The 18,071-nt window shown below is 66.2% G+C and carries 13 protein-coding genes; 3 read left to right on the plus strand and 10 right to left on the minus strand.

The features are described from left to right. The 8 genes from U5O44_RS11060 to U5O44_RS11095 all read right to left on the minus strand — a co-directional run. The coding region (locus U5O44_RS11060; RefSeq protein ID WP_322588533.1) for a hypothetical protein at positions 1-404 on the minus strand (404 nt) is incomplete at its 3' end. Between the two features lie 1,361 nt (positions 405-1,765). Then, positions 1,766-2,206 (minus strand): hypothetical protein, encoded by a 441-nt coding sequence (locus tag U5O44_RS11065; RefSeq protein WP_322588534.1) that lies wholly within the window; start codon positions 2,204-2,206, stop codon positions 1,766-1,768. A 1,162-nt stretch (positions 2,207-3,368) separates the two neighbouring features. Beyond that, a complete protein-coding gene (locus tag U5O44_RS11070) occupies positions 3,369-4,991 on the minus strand; it encodes a DEAD/DEAH box helicase (RefSeq protein ID WP_322588535.1) in 1,623 nt (540 codons plus the stop codon). 124 nt (positions 4,992-5,115) lie between these two features. Further along, the gene (gene tnpC / locus U5O44_RS11075; protein ID WP_322586439.1) at positions 5,116-6,531 is read right to left on the minus strand and encodes an IS66 family transposase; all 1,416 of its coding nucleotides are present in this window, start codon (positions 6,529-6,531) and stop codon (positions 5,116-5,118) included. A gap of 63 nt (positions 6,532-6,594) precedes the next feature. Next, entirely contained in the window at positions 6,595-7,032 is a 438-nt protein-coding gene (locus U5O44_RS11080; protein WP_322588536.1) for a DEAD/DEAH box helicase family protein, read from the minus strand. Further along, positions 7,023-7,283 (minus strand): DUF2442 domain-containing protein, encoded by a 261-nt coding sequence (locus tag U5O44_RS11085; RefSeq protein WP_322588537.1) that lies wholly within the window; start codon positions 7,281-7,283, stop codon positions 7,023-7,025. The genes U5O44_RS11080 and U5O44_RS11085 overlap by 10 nt, the downstream gene beginning before the upstream one ends. Before the next feature lie 12 nt (positions 7,284-7,295). After that, positions 7,296-7,562 (minus strand): DUF4160 domain-containing protein, encoded by a 267-nt coding sequence (locus U5O44_RS11090; RefSeq protein ID WP_322588538.1) that lies wholly within the window; start codon positions 7,560-7,562, stop codon positions 7,296-7,298. Positions 7,563-7,581: 19 nt separating this feature from the next. Continuing rightward, a complete protein-coding gene (locus U5O44_RS11095; protein ID WP_322588539.1) occupies positions 7,582-9,243 on the minus strand; it encodes a site-specific DNA-methyltransferase in 1,662 nt (553 codons plus the stop codon). 329 nt (positions 9,244-9,572) lie between these two features. On the opposite strand from U5O44_RS11095, the gene U5O44_RS11100 reads away from it, so the two are divergent. Further along, positions 9,573-9,707: a hypothetical protein gene (locus U5O44_RS11100; protein ID WP_322588540.1), complete on the plus strand. Its 135-nt coding sequence runs from the start codon at positions 9,573-9,575 to the stop codon at positions 9,705-9,707. Positions 9,708-10,210: 503 nt separating this feature from the next. On the opposite strand, the gene U5O44_RS11105 is transcribed toward U5O44_RS11100, so the two are convergent. Further along, positions 10,211-10,492 (minus strand): helix-turn-helix domain-containing protein, encoded by a 282-nt coding sequence (locus U5O44_RS11105; protein ID WP_322588541.1) that lies wholly within the window; start codon positions 10,490-10,492, stop codon positions 10,211-10,213. A 49-nt stretch (positions 10,493-10,541) separates the two neighbouring features. After that, positions 10,542-12,830 (minus strand): putative bifunctional diguanylate cyclase/phosphodiesterase, encoded by a 2,289-nt coding sequence (locus U5O44_RS11110; RefSeq protein WP_322588542.1) that lies wholly within the window; start codon positions 12,828-12,830, stop codon positions 10,542-10,544. A 215-nt stretch (positions 12,831-13,045) separates the two neighbouring features. On the opposite strand from U5O44_RS11110, the gene U5O44_RS11115 reads away from it, so the two are divergent. Continuing rightward, positions 13,046-15,043 (plus strand): sigma-54-dependent Fis family transcriptional regulator, encoded by a 1,998-nt coding sequence (locus U5O44_RS11115; protein ID WP_416222168.1) that lies wholly within the window; start codon positions 13,046-13,048, stop codon positions 15,041-15,043. 209 nt (positions 15,044-15,252) lie between these two features. Continuing rightward, positions 15,253-17,073: an NAD(P)/FAD-dependent oxidoreductase gene (locus tag U5O44_RS11120; RefSeq protein WP_322588543.1), complete on the plus strand. Its 1,821-nt coding sequence runs from the start codon at positions 15,253-15,255 to the stop codon at positions 17,071-17,073. The last annotated feature ends 998 nt before the right edge of the window (positions 17,074-18,071 follow it).

Consider the following 18,071-nt stretch of genomic DNA (forward strand, 5'->3'; position numbering starts at 1 on the left):
AAGAGGAACGATTGAAGGCGCTGGTAAAAGCGAAAATTAGCAAGCAACGACAGGCGCTCAAGGCCTGGGACATTTGCACAAGGAGCGACGACACGTGCCGCAAAGGATCGAGGTTCAGCAGGAGAAGAAACGGAATCGGCGTGTGTCGACTTTGGTGGAATCGTGCGGTTTGCGGATACGTTGAACAACGACCGCGACCGGGCGCTGTTTGGTTTATATGAAGTCCGCCCTTTTTCCCACTGGCGGTATTGGGGTGCCGCAGTCGAATAGGAGATGAATCGATGGATCGCCATTTCCAATCGTTTGATCTTGATACCAAGCGTTTGAACAGCACTATCACAATGCCAGTTGGCGCAACGGAGGATATTCGGCGCAAGCTGTATTTCCGCCATAACGGTGAACATCCAGGCACGGCGACATCTGAGGAAAGAGGACGGATGTCGACGGAACGCTCGCTCTTGGCAGAGGACGCGTTTTTCTTGTTTATAAGTGGTAGTTTCAAGGCCCAGTTCTGAGACCAGATGACTTCAAATGCTCAATTGACAGACAAGTGACCGAAAAGGCAGCTGCCGGAGTGCCGAATCTTGTAGCCGGCGGCAACAGCCGTTGTGATGCCATTCGACCGTGATAGCGCGTAGTCGAGATCATCGGAAGATGTACTCGGCTTCGATGAATGGTTACCAGAAGTGGGGGCACTGCCCAACCCAGGTGCGAACTCAATAACGGCGGCGGGTTCGGGAGAGGCGATGTGTTTAATCGTGTCTAGGTCGTTGGGGTAGTCGTCTTCGTGTTGAAGCTCGCTTGGCGTACAAGGTGGTTCTGGTAGGCCGAATGAATGGCTTTGATGGCTTGGTCTGGTTCTCTTCGTAGATCGCTTAGCAAGCATAGGCTTTGTCCCAGCATCTCGAAGTAAGCCAGAAAGTTAATCTCTGCGTCGTTGATACCGTACCCAGTATGACTCATTCTTGCTTGAGCTGCAGTGAGTTCAGCGTTTTTCATTGAACAGGCCCTTGTGGGTTGCGTACAGAAAGCGGAACCGTAACGATTTCACTTTGCGGCCTGCTCGACCGCTTTTTCCACTGAATCTCAGCTGTGCCGTCTTTTTCGGTGAGTTCCTTGACAGCGGCTCGATCATCTTCGGTGCGCAGTTGGAGAAGTCGGCCTGGCGTTATGTTCGCCTCCATAGAGGCCGCAAAGTCTCAATGTGTACTGGTCTTCTGCCCAGGATCGGCGTCGGTGCTCCAGAAGCCGCCGTTTAGTCGACCTGAACGCGCCGGGCCTGCTGTAGCTGGTAGCCCAGGAATTGAGCTGTCCGGTTAGATGCGGTAGCTTTCGGTCACCAGGCAGTCGGAACGAGCTTCCCGGTTTGCATTTGGCTCATCCAGCGTGGCGTACCGGTCGGCGGCAGCGGCTGTTGTTGCGCTTGTGCGCTGCTCGTAGCGTGATTGAGCGGTTGTGGAGGGCCTCAGCTGCGCCCTGCAACTGCTCGGGGTTGTGCTGTTGTCAGCCTGAACCCCTGGCGCAGTCCATCGCAGATCCGGTTAGTACTTCTGCTGAGATACTGGCGATCGTCCAGCGTGACGACGGCCCACGCTTAACACGCGCTTTTCCTGCTGCCGCCGTGAGCTGCGGTGGGTTAGGCGTTATTCATCGCTTCCGCCCAGCGGCTCTTCAAGGCGGTCTAGGTTGTTGCGTTGCAGCTCGCTGTACAAGCAAGCGGTTTCGTTGGTCGTTTCTCCCACTTCAAGACCGCCCACGTTAATGATCAGAGTTGGGCGATTTCCCACGGAATAGAACACGGAGATTGTGATAGCACCCGGAAAAAGGAGACAAACCCGAAAAAGGAATTAAAACCCGAAAAGGAGAGTTCGAACGCCAAAACGCGTAAACCCGCACGGATAAAGGGTTGTATATTCCGTGCGCGCGCGAAAAAACAAGAAAAAAACCGATAAAAACTGGCATGAAAGGCGCCCAAAGTTCTCAGCTCGTATACCTGATGTCGCACCATGCCGCCTGCTCCCAGCGGTAGCGCTTCAAAGTCGCCTGATGGCGCCCCGGTTTCGCCAGTGGAGAAAGCAGGCCGCGCCGCAAACACCCCGGAACGGCGCCACTGCTGCACGGTTTGGGCCTTTTTCCGGCGTTTCAGCCGCCTGTTGCTGCGGCTACGGGCTTCATTCGTCTCATAGCGCTCAATACCGGGCGACATGATTAGCCTTCACCAGGGCCACGAAGCCGGCTTCATGGCCTGCTCAGGTCGGTAGCTCCGGAAGGTTCATGTTCAGGATGGCCTGCCTGATCTGCTCAGGCGCGGGTCAATAAAATACCGCGTCCACGCTGACCGCGTAATCGGCCTTGATCACGGTCCACAGATCGCGGGCCAAAGGCGCATAGAGCGCTTTAAGCCGGGCTGTAGCGTTCGACCAGGTCGCGCCCGTTTCCCGTGCTCGGGGTCGTTTGAGCGGCTTCAATAGGGCCTTGCCGCTCGGTGTTGGCCCTGCTTGTTCTCGAACCGGCGGAAGAAGTCGGCCAGCCTCAGCTCGCCAGGCCGGGGGCTTACCTTGCCCGTGCTTGTCGAGGGCTTAGCATGTGGATCGTTACAACGATAGGGTTCTCAAAGCGAAGGCTTGGCATTGGTCAGCTTTCGCCAGCCGCCGCAAAAAGTGTTGCCAGTCGGCGCTGTTGGGGTCGCCGCCGCACTCCTGGCTATAACATCAGCACTTGTGGCCAGCTCGGCTTCAGCGCTGTCGGCACCACCCACGCCCTGAGTGTTGTCCGGTTAGTCTCGGTGACGCTGTTGTAGTCGTCGTAATATCCGCCAACGGGCTCCGGTTAGAGGTCAGTCTAAATTAACACTAAGCCTTCGCATTGGTTTCGCTCTGTTGGCCTGACGTACATGTCCGTGCCTTGGCGTTCTCCGCTTGAGTTTAGGCCAGCGGATTCCGCGTTCCGACTTTGATCAGGTGAATCAACATCCGCCCCGTTTGGTCACGGATGCCCACCGAAGCAGTTCTCCTGTCGCCCATTTTCCACGGTGCTGGCGGCGCGGCCAGATAGCTGCGGAGCCAGCCTTGTCGAGGCGCTTGAGGCGTCTGGCTGATCGCGGCTTCAGGTTTCGCCACCGCTTTGCGTCCAGTGAGTTTCTGCACCTGTGGCGTTGAGCCAGCCAGTTAATAAATCCTCGGCCGATAGACCTCACAAGTATAGATGGCCGACATGCCTGCCGACGTTAGCGTCCAGTGTTGGCCGCCTTGCGCCCGCCGCACCTCCTCAGTTGTCTGCTTGAGGCTGGCCGTCGCTCACTACAACGCCTTGACGTGCTGCGCCACGGTCTTGGCCGCTATTTCCACTCTGTTCGGGCCGCGCCCAGTTTATTTTGTTCCACTCGCGGGTCTCCAGCAAGCTGGCCGCTTCCATACCTTTTGACCCAATTGCTCCAGATCGATGCGATAGACCTCGGTTTCGACATCCTCGAACGACATGGTTGCATCGCACTGCGACAGCCGGAACTCCTTCAGCAACTCCTCGCGCTCGAACAACTGGAAGGGCTCGTCCGAATCGAAGAATCCGCCGTTCTCCACCTTGATGAAGAACTGGGGCAGGCGCACGGTCAGGGCCTCGTTCTGGAAGATGTCCTTGATCTTGTGGCGGTTCATCTTGTCTTCCAGTTCGGGTGGAACCGCGTCAGTTTGGTTCTGCGCCTGGGCTTCGAATGCTCGGTTTTCGGCCAAGGCTTGGGCGGTGACGTTGGCGACGAAGGCGACCCCCGCCGATGCGGGTTCTGGTGGGGCACCTGAATCGGCACCTTGGCGGACTTCACTGGTGGACGGTGCGACCGTCCCAGCGGTCGCCGTGGCCTCCCAGTCAGGTGAAACACTGCTCACGTCGAGTTCGTCTTCTGTGGTGGCGGTGGCGCCGCCGGTGCCGGCGGGTGAGCCCCATCCGTCCAGGGGAAGTTGTTTCCCCATCGGCGCCACGGCCTGCACAGATGGCGGTGCGACTTCGACGGCGCGGTAGTCCTTGCTTGTGAACCCAGCGCGGTTGAGCCCCTTCACCACGTTCTGTAGCGTGTCCATGAAACGGCTGCTGGCCGTGAACACATAGGACAGGTTCAGCAGCTCATGGCCGTGCTGATGCACATGCGGCATGCGCAGCACCCGGCCGAGAATCTGTTCCACGTCCACCGCTGAGGTCTTGTCCGCCAGCGATGCCAGCACGTAGGCGAACGGGCAATCCCAGCCTTCCTTCAGCGCATTGACGGTGATGATGTAGCGCACCGGGCAGTCCCGGCTCATCAGGTCATCCGTCTTGAGTTCGTTCAGATTGGCCGTCTTGATGCGGATGTGTTCTTTCGGGACTTTCAGCGCGATCAGGGCTTCCCGGATCTTCTCGAACGTGGTGTTGTCGTCTGCGGTGCGCGGCTGGGCTTGGAACAGCACGATGGGCCGGATGTACTTGCCGCCCGCCTGTTCTTGCTGAATGGCAATGTCTTCAAGTTGCCGGCGCATCATCAGCGCCGCCTCGATCACCTCGGCCTTGTTGCTGCGGTTGGCGACGATCACCGGCAGTTTCACCATGTGCTGCTTCTTGAGCGCCAGTGCGTCCACGTAGCTGATGATGTTGCTGTTCTGGCGCGGTGTGGCGGTCAGGTCGAGGATGAAATCCGGGTTCAGGTTGGTGAGCATCTCCACGGACAACTGGCTTTCCGCGTTGTGGCTCTCATCCACCACCACCACGGGCCGCAGTCGCCGAATCACGTTGATGAGCGCAGAAGGATCGTGTTCGGGCAGCAGCCAGTCGCTCGGGTCGTCTTGTGCTTGTGCGGGCAGGAGGAACGACGCGAGGTTGCCGTTCTCCTGGTAGATCTTGCGGTCTTCCTTGTTCTTCGCCCGCAGGGAATCGAAGCTCATGACCACGATGGACAGTTGCACCTGCGCGGTGTCGTTCGAAAACCCGGCGCCCATGAGGAGGTCGCGTTTTTCATATACCGCCACCCGTACGTATTCAGCCCCCCGGTATTGACACCCGCAAAGCCCTGGGCACGCCGCGTCGAGAAGGACGCAGCGCGAGTTCGAAGATGACCTGAAGGACCGCAGGACCGAGCCTGCGGCCACGCACTCAGCCCGAGGGCACCAGCGAGGGCGCCAGACCACCGGTGAAGTGCGCCTGCATCGCCTGACGCAGATACGCCAGCGCATCACGGCCCTGGCGCTTGCAGCTCTCCACCACCGTGTAGCCCCGGGCGATGAACTCCTCGCCCCGGCGTGATCTCGTCAGCCCCGAGATCTTGCGCTTGAGCACGATGGTGCGCAGCGCCTGCTCGGCGGCGTTGTTGGTCGGCGGCACGGCCGCGTCGCTCACGAACGTCCACAGCGCCGGCCAGAGCTTGAGCACGTTGGCGCAGGTCAGTGCGGTGCGCTGGCAGGCGCCGGCGATGCCGCGCTCCAGCGCCCGGCGCACGTGGTGCTGCACCTGCGCCATCTGCGCGGCGACCTGCTGGTCCTTGCGGTGCCAGCGCCGGAACAGCACATAGCCCAGCCCCAGCAGTCGGCGCCCGATCCGTCCGGCCTGCCCCGCACGTTGACTGATGCGCGTGAAGTCCCGCAGCAGGTGCGCCCAGCACACCTGCCGCTGCGCGGCGTCCACCCAGTCGTACACCGCATAGCGGTCCGTGACCAGCTTGGCCTTCGGGCTCTCGCCCAGCATCTCCTTGGCCACGTAGCGCGCCCGCGAAGACCAGAGCTGGTACACCACCAGCTTGGGCTGCGTCACCGTCCACACCCAGTGCCGCCCCGCGCCTTCTCGCGCGTAGCTGGTCTCGTCCACATGCACCACCGGCGCTGCGGCCAGCGTCTTCACCGCCGCCTGCACCGGCTCCTTCAACGCCTGCGCCACCAGCCCGTGCGCCTGCGAGATCGCCCCCACGCTGAACCGCACCCCCAGCACCTGCGCCAGCAGATCCCGGATCTTGGGCTGCGTCAGGTGGTACGCCGTGCCCAGCAGCCCCACCAGGGCCAGCGCCCTCGGCCCGATCTGTCCGCGCGGCACCCCCGCCGGCAACACCGATGCGTGTGTCTTGCGGCAGTGCCCGCACACCCCGTGGTACAGCCGGTACTCCTGCACCTCGGCCTTCACCTGTGCCGGCACGTCGAACACCTGGTGCCGTATCGGCCGCCCCGCCGCCACCGGACCGCCACACTCGCATGCCGCAGGCGGCGGGCAGTCGTGGATCACGTCCACCTCGGACTCCGCCAGCAGCGCCCGGTACGTGCCCTTGTGCCCAGGCTGCGCGCCCCGCACCCGGCCGCTGGTCCGGCGTTGTGCCCGGTTGCCGCTGTCCCCCGGCCCGTCCGACGATGGCGGCTTCGACGAGTTGCGTGAGTTCAGCTTCTTGTCCAGCAGCGCACTGACCTGCTCGCGCAGCTTCGCCAGCTCCTGCCCCATCTGCTCGATCACCGCGTGGCATTGCTCCAGCGTCTCGGGCTTGTTCGGCACTGCGGTGGCCTCACGGCCAGGGGCTTCGGGTTGGTCCATCCCAGCACTCTCCGCCTCGCTCGCTCCGCGCGCTACCCGGACTTCACCGGCTTGACGATGTTGTCAATGCCGGGGGGCTGAATACGTACCCGCCACCCGGTGCTGGAACAACTGATCGAGCCGGCGCCGGTAGGGATGCTCGGGGATGGCCAGTGCCTTCACGGTCTGGTCGAGGATGGTCAATGACGGCACCAGCCACACCACCAGCTTCGGTCGCCGGGGGCGGCGTTTGGACAGCGCCGTGAAAATGGTGTCCAGCGCATTCACGGCGATGAAGGTTTTGCCGCCAGCGGTTGGCACCTTCGCGCAAACATGAGGGACACCGGGAACGGTGTTTTTGTAAGGTGCCATGCCGGCTTGGCTGCCGACGCTGCTGACCCGCACGCCCTTTTCGGCCCAGTGCTCCTGAAAAGCCAGTGCGAGATTGGGCGTGCGGTCGAGCACGTCGAGGTAGTCGCCCAGGTCGCGCAACACGCGGTCTTGGTAGTCCTTCAGTTCCATGTGGGCGTGTCTTCCTGCACTGGCGTCATCTCGGCCAGCAGTATTTCGGGGGCGATGTCCTGTTCATGGGGCCAAGTCACGGCGCCGTAGAGGATGCCGACGCGCCTGAAGTAGCGCTCGTCCTTGAGTTCACGGAATACGCCGCGATCCAGATACGGCTTCATGTCGAAGATGCCGCGCCGGCCGTCCTCGATTTCTACGTACAGGCGGTATTCCGGCAGCGGCTTGACGAGCTTCACATCCCAGTGCATGGCACACCTCACTCACAACGGGTCGATCTTGTAGGGGAGTTCACCGCTGGCCGCCAATTCCCAATCGGCCATCAGTTCGTCGCGGTGCAACTCGATCCACGCTTGCACGAGACGGAGCTGCTTGCGCGGCAGTGCGCCGGCCAGTACGTCGCCTTCGGCGATGCCCAGCGAGGCCTCGAACTCCGCGTAACGGGCGTGGATGTGGGGCAGGTTGTGGTGCTGGTTGTCCAGCAGGTACAGCCGGATGATGATGCCGTAGAACATCGAGATGACGGGCATGGGTGGCTCCTTCGAGGGCTCAGAACCGGGTGATGTCACGCGGGATTTTCTTGAACACGATGCCGTAACGGCGCATCAGGTCTGGGGACACGAGGCAGCGGTCTGCGTAGATGACCACTGTGCCCGGGCGGGTGGCGCCGGTCTCGCCGCCGAAACGCAGGCTCGACAGGAAATCCATGTCCAGGCTGGTGGCGCGGTCGGGTTCGTAGTGGAAGATCCACGCCGTGTCGCGGTTCAGGCCGAGCAGGTACGGGGTGTGCGGGTTCTCGGGCGTGGTGCGCTGGTCGGGTGGGATGCCCTCGCTGTAGGCCACGTAACCGCGAATGGCTTCGGTGCCGACAGCTTCATTGAGGTTCTGATCCGGCAGAAACATCGGCTCGCCGACGGTGTAGAAGTCGAAGCCTCCGCCGAGGCCGGCAACTATTTTTCCAGGAACACCATATCCGCGAATTGCTGTACGAATGCGTTCGGCAGTTGTGGTTTCAGCATAATCCTGACTTTCAATCATCACGAATTTCCGCGTGCCTCCATCATTCGCATTTATTTTTATCACTGCATGCCCAGTGGTGCCTGAACCGGCAAATGAATCAAGAACAATAGAGTCCTTGAACGTTGCAATTTGAACGATGCGCTCTAGTAATGATGTCGGCTTTGGCGTATCGAAATGAGCCTTCTTCCCAAACATTTGCTCCAACTCGCTTGAAGCATGTTGATTAAGACCAACATCTTCCCAAATAGAGGGTGTTGTCATACCCTGCTTTGCTTCAAAAGCGAAAAGCTTTCGCATTGGCGTTGTAGCTGTTCCCTTCACACCCCAATAGAGGCGGCGCTCATTTTGCAGTCGCTCCATTTCTTCTCGATTGTGCCGCCAGCAGGTACCCGCCCTTGGATACACGTCTTCTTGGGTGTATGGGTTTCTGATTGGAAAATATAGGCTTTCGACATACCTGCCGCCTTTTCCATTCGCGGTCGTATCAATTTTTCGAAATGCTCCGCGCTCATCTGGTCCATTCGGTTCAGCGAATACCTTATATTGTGCGTCGGCTTTTTCCGTTCTCGGCATCAAATTGAACTGCTCTTCCGCCACAGTCTGGGAAGACCCCGCACGCCTAGATTTAGCCCATACAAAAACATGCTCATGCACTGATCCAACTGTCCGGTCATTGGGCGCTCCATCGCGCTTACGCCAAATGAAATCCATGATGAAATTTTCGCGGCCGAATATCTCGTCGCAAACACACTTGAAATAATGGCTCTCGTTGTCGTCGAGTGATACCCACAAGCTCCCGTCAGGAGACAACAATCGATGTAGCAGCTTCAGCCGCGGATACATCATGCACAGCCACTTGTCGTGCCGTGACAGATCCTCGCCTTCCTTGCCCACGACTTGACCAAGCCAACGCTTCATCTTCGGGTCATTGACGGCGTCGTTGTAGACCCAGCCTTCATTGCCCGTGTTGTAGGGCGGATCGATGTAGATGCATTTCACCCGGCCCTCGAACTCGGGCAGCAGGCTCTTCAGGGCTTCGAGGTTGTCGCCGTGGATGATCCGGTTGTCGGTGCTGTTGACCGGCAATCCCTCAGACGCCCGGAACGTCGATACCTTGTCGAGCACGCGAAACGGCACGTCATGGTGGTGGTTGACTACCTTCTCTTTTCCTACCCAGTGCAGTGTCGGCATGTTCGATTTCTACGCTTTTTTGACCAGTCGGCAGTCTATGCGACCGACCCGGCCGAACACCTCGCGGCTGGTGTAGCATTCGCCCCGCTCGCACACACTGCGAGCACGGGCTTGGCAGCCCGGTTGAACTGGCGCAGTCCAAGCCGCGCCTCACGCGGCTTTTTCACGTCTATACGGCGTGAGCTGCGTGCATGGCTACGTCTATGGCGGGCCGTGCGGGAGGGGGCAACCCCTGCCGGTCCCAGTCCCGGTCTGCCAACCCGCACGGTCTGCCACCCTCTCTTGGCAGGGAGGGAGGCAGGTTCGAGACCTGTTGACTGGAGCCATTCATGGCTGACACCCGCTTTCTCCCCACCTTCGCCCGCCTGCGCCCGGGCTGGCTGCGCCGCCTCGCCCTGCGTGAACGCACCTTCCGCGTCATCGCCCTCGACCGCTGGCACCTCCGTCCTCCCCGCCTGCGCTGACCCCCGCCCTCCACGGACCGACCGACTCCGCGCGCCCCCTGACTTCCTCGGGGCGCTCGTCGGCGCCCGCGCGTCTGCACGTCACGCCACAGGGGTTCTCTTCCACGGACTTGTCGCCCCCTGTGCGCGTCCCGGCTCGGCGCGCGGGCCACCCACGCCGGTAGAGCGGGAACCACGACACCGGCGACCCAGAGGCGCAAGCTGCCACGGGTGTGGTGGGGCGTTCGAGCCCTGAAGGCAGCCTGTCGCGCGCGTCGATACCGCCCGCGACCCCCGAATGCGACCGACTGACCGACCGATGGTGCGCGTCATGCCGTTCCGCAAGGGGCCAGCCCCACACGCCGGTCAGGCTTCACCGCCGCGGCGTGCAGGGTCGAGGCTTGCCCCTTCGCTCCCTCCTTCTCTCCCTCAGGTGCCTTGGCGGGCGCGGGCGACAAGTCCTCAGTTCGGAAATTCTTCTATCGGGTATTGGCCAGAGGCAGTGGTCTAGCCGAACGGCGGGCTCAGTCCCCGCGCTGATCCACCGGCACCCGCCGCACCACGCCGAGCTTCAACCCGACGACACCGAGCAGCCGGTTCATCGTCTGCACCGTGCCCTCGCTGCGGCCCTGTTCGATGTCCTGCACCGTGCGGGGCGACACCTTCGCCAGCCGCGCCAGCTCGACGCTCGTCAGGCGCATGGTCGCCTTCAGGTGGCGGATCGCATCGGCCGGCGCCCACTCGGGGTGGGCAAGCACGTCCTCGATGGCCTGACGGCGCACCCGCATCTGTTCGGTGACGGGCATCGCTTCCTGGCCGAGGCGCCGTGGTACCCGACCGCGCAGCTCGCCCCCTTCAGGCGATGCCGGGCACCACCTCGACGGAGGTGCGCAGCAATGCCGCGAACGCCTCTGCCGGCACCGGGCGGCTGAACAGGTAGCCCTGCAGCTCGTTGCAGCCGTTGCGGCGCAGGAACTCGCGCTGTGCGGCCGTCTCGACCCCTTCGCCGACGGTGGTCAGCCCGAGGCTGCGCGCCAGGCTGATGACGGTGGTGACCAGGGCCTCGTCCTGCGGGTCGTGGTTCAGGCCACGCACGAAGGACTGGTCGATCTTGAGCTTGTCCACGGCGAAGCGCTTCAGGTAGCTGAGCGAGGAGTAGCCGGTGCCGAAGTCGTCGATCGACAGCGTCACGCCGAGCTGCTTCAGGCCGGCAATGGTGGTGATGGTGAAGGTCGAGTCCTCCATCGCCACGCTCTCGGTCAGCTCCAGCTCCAGCATCGCCGCCGGCAGGCCGCTGTCGCGCAGCGCCTCGGTCAGGATGTCGCGCAGCCCCGGGTGGCGGAACTGCACCACCGACAGGTTCACCGCCACCGGCACGACCGGCAGCCCCGCCGCCTGCCATGCGGCAGTCTGCGCCAGCGCCTGGCGGATCACCCAGGTGCCGATCTCCTGGATCAGCCCCGACTCCTCCGCAATCGGGATGAAGCGCGACGGCGGCACGAGGCCCCGCGTCGGGTGCTGCCAGCGGATCAGGGCCTCGGCGCCGACGATGCGCTGCGTGAGAGCGTCCACCTTGGGCTGGTAGTGCAGCACGAGCTGTTCCCGCTCCAGCGCCCAGCGCAGGTCGCGCGCCAGCAGCATCGCGTCCTGCACCTGCTCCTGCAGGTCCGACGAGAAGAAGCGCACCGTGTTGCGGCCCTCGCGCTTGGCCTGGTGCACGGCCGATTCCGCCGCCTGCGTCAGCCGGGCCAGGTCGGAGCCGTTGTCCGGGTATTCGGCCACGCCCACGCTGGCGGTCAGGCGCAACACATGGCTGCTCACGGTCATCGGCTCGGCCACGGTCGCCATCAGGCGCAGGCTGAGCGCGGCGGCATCTCGCGCCGAGGTGTTGGGCAGCAGCAGGATGAAGTCGTCACCACCGAGGCGGCACACGGTGTCATCGGTCCGCAGCATGCACAGGAGCCGCTGCGCCACCTCGCGCAGCACCTGGTCGCCGACCTCATGGCCGAGGGATTCGTTGATGCGGCCGAAGTGGTCCACATTCAGGTGCATGACGGTCAGCGGCGTGCGCTGCCGGCCAGCGGTCGACAGCGCCACCCGCGCACGGTCGGCCAGCAGGGTCCGATTGGGCAGGTCGGTCAGCGCATCGTAGTTGGCCAGCCGCAGGATGCGCTCCTCGGCCGCCTTGCGGCTGGAGGTCTCGGTGAAGATGCCGAGGTACTGGCGGACGTGGCCCCGGTCGTCGCGGATCGCGTTGATGGTGAGCCACTCGGGATACACCTCGCCGGACTTGCGGCGGTTCCAGATCTCGCCATCCCAGTGGCCCTCGGCATGGATCTGGGCCCACATCGCCCCATAGAAGGCGCCATCCTGCCGCCCGGACTTGAGCAGCGCCGGCGTCTTGCCCAGCGCCTCGTCCAGCGTGTAGCCCGTGATCCGGGTGAAGGCGCGGTTGATCGACAGGATGCACGACCGCTCGTCGGTGATGAAGATGCCTTCCTGGCTCGATTCGAACACCTGCTCGATCAGGCGCGCGCGCTCTTCGGCCTGCCGGCGATCGGTCACGTCCAGCCAGGCGCCGGTCAGGTTGGTGATCGCGCCCGCCGCGTCGCGCACCACCACCACGCTGTCGTTGATCCAGCGGTACTGGCCATCCGCGTGCAGGAGGCGGTATTCGTGCCGCACCGAGCCGGTGGCCATCAGCGTGCGCTGCGCCTGGTGGACACGCTCATGGTCTTCGGGGTGGAGGTGGCTCTTCCACAGGTCCGGCGTCGACAGCCACTGCGCCACGGAGTAGCCGGTGACCTTCTCGACGTTGTGGCCCACGAAGTCGATGGTGAGCACGCCGGAGGGTGGCGCCGGGCGCAGCGAATACAGCACCGCCGGGTTGACGTCCAGGATGCCGGCCAAGTGGTCACGCTGCCGGACCGCTTCGGCCTCCAGCGCCGCCTGGGCCCGTGCCGCGCGGTGGACCAGCCAGTAGATCAGCAAGCCGCTCAGCCCGACGAACAGCAGGCCCTTGAAGGACTGGATCGTCGAGAGCATCTCCGCGTCCTGCGTGAACAGCCCGATGGCCCGGTCGGAGACCAGGATCCAGGTCGTGCCGAACACGAGGAACAGGACCACGATGCGGACAGCGTTCATGCGAATCACGTCAAGGCAAGGGCAAGGAGCAAAGGCAAAGGCAGGGGCAACGTCACATCAGCAAGGTTGACATCTTCGTTCCAAGACGCCCTGCGTGGGCTGGACGCGCCTGCGCCCTGGTTCCGTGCGCGTATTCACGGCTCGCCAAGCCAGGTCTGGTGCGACACAGTCAGGGTCTGTCGCTGACCCTGTCGCCCCGCCTGCCGGAGTCCACCATGCCGCCCCACGCCCTGGTCGCCGCGCCTTCGCAGCGTGCCCACATCGCCACCGTGATGCAAGTGGCCGACGCTGGCCTCACGGCGCCAGCCGCCGCCCGCCACGACGCCATCATCCGCGCGAGCTGGCAGCGCTGCGTCCACGAACACCGGCTCGACCCGACGCGCATGCAGGAGGCGGTCATCCTGCCGCAGGCCCGGCTGCGCGAGCACCAGGAGCAGATGGACGCCTTCCTGCACATCGCCCGCCACGGGCTGGAGGCGCTGTATCAACAGGTCGCCGGGCTGGGCTATGTCGTGCTGCTGACGGACGCGCGCGGGGTGACGGTGGACTTCCTCGGCGACCTCGTGCTGGAGCCGAGCCTGCGCAAGGCGGGGCTTTACCTCGGCGCCGACTGGAGCGAGGCGCACGCGGGCACCTGCGGCGTCGGCACCTGCCTGAGCACGGGCGAGGCGCTCACCGTCCACCTCGACGACCACTTCGACGCCACGCACATCCCGCTGACCTGCACCAGCGCGCCGGTCTACGACACCCGCGGCCAGCTCAACGCCGTGCTCGACATCTCGCAGCTCAGCAGCCACCAGCCCAAGGAGAGCCAGCACCTGGCGCTGCAACTGGTCAAGGCCTGTGCGCAGCAGGTGGAGAACGCAGCCTTCCTGCACCGCCACCGCCGCGACTGGGTGCTGCGGCTGAGCGAGGCGCCGCAGTTCCTCGACGTGAGCCCCGACTACCTGCTGGCGCTCGACAGCAGCGGGCGCGTGATCGGCCACAACCGGCGGGCGCAGCGGCTGTTCGAGCCGGTGTCGGGGGCCATGTCCACGCTGATCGGGCAACCGCTGGGCCGGCTGCTGGACGTGTCGCTGGGCGAGCTGGGGCGTTTCATGACGGGCCGGGCGGTCGAGCAGCGGGCGGTGCTGCGTGCCGGTGGTCGGCACCGGCTGTTCCTGAGCGTGACGCCCGCGCCAGTCAGCACACCCTGGTCGCCTGCGGTGGACACCACACCGCGCCGGCCGCTGCCCGTCGAACAACCCGTGCCGCCGCCGCTGCAGGCGCTCTCGGGCGGCGACACCGCACTGGACCGCCAGATCGCCCGCGCCGCCCGGCTCGTCAACAGCCCCGTGAGCCTGCTCGTCACCGGCGAGACCGGCAGCGGCAAGGAGTTCTTCGCCAAGGCGCTGCACCAGAGCAGCCAGCGCCGCGCCGGCCCCTTCGTCGCGGTGAACTGCGCCGCCATCCCCGAGACGCTGATCGAGAGCGAGCTGTTCGGCCACCTCGCGGGTAGCTTCTCCGGCGCCGGGCCACGCGGCAAGCGCGGGCTGATCCAGGAGGCCGACGGCGGCACGCTCTTCCTCGACGAGATCGGCGACATGCCGCGCGGGCTGCAGGCGCGGCTGCTGCGGGTGCTGGCCGAGCGCGAGGTGCTGCCGATCGGCGCGACGCGGCCGGTGCCGGTGAACCTGCGCGTGATCGCCGCCACCCATTGCCCGCTGGAGGCGATGGTGCGCGAGGGGCGGTTCCGCGAGGATCTGTACTACCGGCTCAACGGCGCGCTGTTCACGCTGCCGCCGCTGCGGGAGCGGGAAGACCTCGACTGGCTGATCGACCGCCTGCTCGCCGACGCCACCCGCCCGGCCGCGCCGCCGCGCCTGAGCGCCGATGCCCGCGCCGCGCTGCACCGCCACGGCTGGCCCGGCAACCTGCGCGAGCTGCACAACGCGATCGACTACGCGCGCACGGTCTGCAACGACGACGTGGTGCGGCTGGACGACCTGCCGGATGCGCTGACGGCGGGGCGGCGTGAACCGTCCGTGGCGGTGACCCCCGTGCCGACACCGGACGAGGACGCCGACCGGCTGCTGCAGGCGCTGCGGGCGGCGCGCTGGAACGTGTCGGCGGTGGCGCGCACGCTGGGCTGCTCGCGCATGACGCTGTACCGGCGGATGAAGCGCTTCGGGATCGCCTCGCCGCTGGACGACGCGGGGCCGCTGACGCACTGAGCGGCGCCCGATCACCTGTCACAGCCCCCGCGGTGCACCTGTCTCGCCGTGACAGGTGTCACCGCCAGAGCGGACCGGTGGCAACGGCCGGTCGCCAGCGGAAAACCCAGCGCCATCAAGCACTTGCGCCATGCTGCGGCGCAGCACCCCGGGCGGGCACAGCCCTTGCGCAAAGCCTGTCTCCGACCCACCAGAACGGAGACAAGCCCATGACCTCGACGGACACCGTCACCACGACCACCCCCACGCCCACGCAGCACGCGGCCGACTGGCTCGCCCGCCTCGACGCCGCGCTCACCGCCGGACAAGCCGACACCGCCGCCGCGCTGTTCGGCGAGGACAGCTACTGGCGCGACCTCGTCAGCTTCACCTGGAACCTCCGCACCGAGGAAGGCCGCGACGCGATCCGCGAGATGCTGGCCGCCCGGCTGGCCGATGTGCAGCCCTCGAACTTCCAGCTCAAGGGCGACGCCACCGAAGCCGGCGGCATCACCGAGGCGTGGTTCACCTTCGAGACTGCCGTGGCGCGCGGCCTGGGGCACCTGCGGCTCATGAACGGGCAGGGGTGGACCTTCCTGACCACGATGGTCGAGCTGAAGGGCCATGAGGAGAAGAAGGGCCCGCGCCGCATCAAGGGCGCCGAGCACGGCGTGCATGCCGGCCGGGAAACCTGGCAGGAAGCCCGGCAGCGCGAAGCCGCCTCGCTCGGCTACACCGAGCAGCCCGAGGTCGTCGTCATCGGCGGCGGGCAGGGCGGCATCGGACTGGGTGCGCGGCTGCGGCGGCTGGGCGTGCCGACGATCATCATCGAGAAGAACCCCCGCGCCGGCGATTCCTGGCGCAACCGCTACAAGAGCCTGTGCCTGCACGACCCGGTCTGGTACGACCACATGCCCTACCTGCCGTTCCCGGACGACTGGCCGGTGTTCTGCCCCAAGGACAAGGTCGGCGACTGGCTGGAGATGTACACCAAGGTGATGGAGCTGAACTACTGGAGCAGCACCGTCGCCGAGAAGGCACGCTGGGACGAGGACACGCAGCGCTGGGAGGTGCGCGTCGTGCGCGACGGCCAGCCGGTGACGCTGCGGCCGAAGCAGCTCGTGTTCGCGCTGGGCGTGTCGGGGTATGCGAACGTGCCGAAGATCCCCGGCGCCGAGACCTTCCTCGGCCAGCAGCACCACTCCAGCAAGCACCCCGGCGGCGACGCCTGGCGCGGCAAGAAGGCGGTCGTGCTCGGCTCGAACAACTCGGCGCACGACATCTGCGCTGACCTGTGGGAGAACGGCGCCGACGTGACCATGGTGCAGCGCTCGTCCACGCACATCGCGCCGTCGGACTCGCTGATGGAGCTGGCGCTGGGCGGGCTGTACTCGGAGCAGGCGGTGGCCAGCGGCATCGACCACCACACGGCGGACCTGGTCTTCGCCTCGGTGCCGTACAAGATCATGCACACCTTCCACATCCCCGTGTACGCGGAGATGAAGAAGCGCGACGCCGACCTCTACCGCCGCCTGGAGGAAGCCGGCTTCATGCTCGACTTCGGCGAGGACGGCTCGGGCCTGTTCATGAAGTACCTGCGCCGCGGCTCGGGCTACTACATCGACGTGGGCGCCAGCGAGCTGATCGCCAACGGCAGCGTCCACCTGCGCAGCCGCGTGGACATCGCCCGCGTCAATCCGACCTCGGTGACGCTGACCGACGGCAGCGAGCTGCCCTGCGACCTGCTGGTCTACGCCACCGGCTACGGCTCGATGAACCACTGGCTGGCCGACCTGGTCTCGCCGGAAGTGGCGGACCGGGTGGGCAAATGCTGGGGCCTGGGCTCGGCGACGACGAAGGATCCGGGGCCGTGGGAGGGCGAGCTGCGCAACATGTGGAAGCCGACGCCTGTGGATAACCTGTGGATACATGGCGGCAACCTGCACCAGTCGCGCCACTACTCGCAGTTCCTGTCGCTCCAGCTGAAGGCGCGCATGGAGGGCATTCCGACGCCGGTGTACAAGCCGGCGCCGAGCCACCACGTGCGCTGACCTGGGGGGGGGGGGGGGGTGGGGGGGTGGCTGGGGTGTGTTGGGGTTGGGGGTGGGGGGGGGGGGGGGGGCGGGGGGGGGGGGGGGGGGGGGCGTGGGGGCGGGGGGGGGGGGGGGGGGGCGGGGGGGGGGGGGGGGGGGGGCGGGTGGGGGGGGGGGTGGGGGGGGGGGGGGGCGGGGGGGGGGGGGGGGCGGCGGTGGTGGGGGGGGGGGGGGGGTGGGGGGGGGGTGGGGGGGGGGTGTGGGGGGGTGGGTGGGGGGGGGGGCGCCGGGGGGGGGGGTGGGGGCTGGGGTTGGGGGTGGGTGGGGGGGGGGGTGGCGCCCTGGGGGGGGGGGGGGGCTGGGGTGTGGGGGGGGGGGGGGTGGGGGGGGGGGGCGGGGGGGGTGGGGGGGGGGGTGGGGGGGTGGGGGGGGGGGCGCGGGGGGGGGGGGGGGGGGGGGGGGCGGGGGCGGGGGGGGGGGGGGGGGGGGGGGCGGGGGGGGGGGCGCCCTGTGGGGGGGGGGGGGCGGTGGCGTGGCGCGGGGGGGGGGGGGGGGTGGGGGGGGGGGGGGGGGGGGGGGGGGGGGGGGTGGTGGCCTGGGGGGGGGGGGGGGGGGGGGGGGGGTGGGGGGGGGGGGGCTGGGTGGGGGGGGGGGGGGGCGGGTGGGGGGGGGGGGCGGGGGGGGCGGCGGGGCGGGTGGGGGGGGGGGGGGGGGGGGGGGGGGGGGGGGGGCGGGGGGGGGGGGGGGGGGGGGGGGGGGGGGCGGGGGGGGCGGGGGGGGTGGGGGGGGGGGCGGGGGGGTGGGGGGGTCGGGGGGGGGGGGGGGGGGGGGGGGCGGGGGGGGGGGGGGTGGGGGGGGGGGGCGGCGGGGGGGGGGCGGGGCGGCGGTGGTGGCAGGGTCGGATCGGCGGCACCGTGGCGACCACGCCCGGCTCCGGGGGGGGGGGGGCTGCTAACATGGCCCCCGGCTGCCCAGCAGCCAACGTCGCTCGGACGGTTCCGGGCGCTCACGTGAAA

Source organism: Sphaerotilus sp. (genome assembly GCF_034519685.1).
GTDB lineage: Bacteria > Pseudomonadota > Gammaproteobacteria > Burkholderiales > Burkholderiaceae_C > Sphaerotilus.

Excerpts from the sequence above, each read along its gene's own strand:
- U5O44_RS11065 (WP_322588534.1), bottom strand. The coding sequence starts at position 2,206 with ATGTCGCCCGGTATTGAGCGCTATGAGACGAATGAAGCCCGTAGCCGC.
- U5O44_RS11120 (WP_322588543.1), top strand. The coding sequence starts at position 15,253 with ATGACCTCGACGGACACCGTCACCACGACCACCCCCACGCCCACGCAG.
- U5O44_RS11090 (WP_322588538.1), bottom strand. The coding sequence starts at position 7,562 with ATGCCCGTCATCTCGATGTTCTACGGCATCATCATCCGGCTGTACCTG.
- tnpC (WP_322586439.1), bottom strand. The coding sequence starts at position 6,531 with ATGGACCAACCCGAAGCCCCTGGCCGTGAGGCCACCGCAGTGCCGAAC.
- U5O44_RS11085 (WP_322588537.1), bottom strand. The coding sequence starts at position 7,283 with ATGCACTGGGATGTGAAGCTCGTCAAGCCGCTGCCGGAATACCGCCTG.
- U5O44_RS11115 (WP_416222168.1), top strand. The coding sequence starts at position 13,046 with ATGCCGCCCCACGCCCTGGTCGCCGCGCCTTCGCAGCGTGCCCACATC.
- U5O44_RS11080 (WP_322588536.1), bottom strand. The coding sequence starts at position 7,032 with ATGGAACTGAAGGACTACCAAGACCGCGTGTTGCGCGACCTGGGCGAC.
- U5O44_RS11110 (WP_322588542.1), bottom strand. The coding sequence starts at position 12,830 with ATGAACGCTGTCCGCATCGTGGTCCTGTTCCTCGTGTTCGGCACGACC.
- U5O44_RS11105 (WP_322588541.1), bottom strand. The coding sequence starts at position 10,492 with ATGCCCGTCACCGAACAGATGCGGGTGCGCCGTCAGGCCATCGAGGAC.
- U5O44_RS11100 (WP_322588540.1), top strand. The coding sequence starts at position 9,573 with ATGGCTGACACCCGCTTTCTCCCCACCTTCGCCCGCCTGCGCCCGGGC.
- U5O44_RS11095 (WP_322588539.1), bottom strand. The coding sequence starts at position 9,243 with ATGCCGACACTGCACTGGGTAGGAAAAGAGAAGGTAGTCAACCACCAC.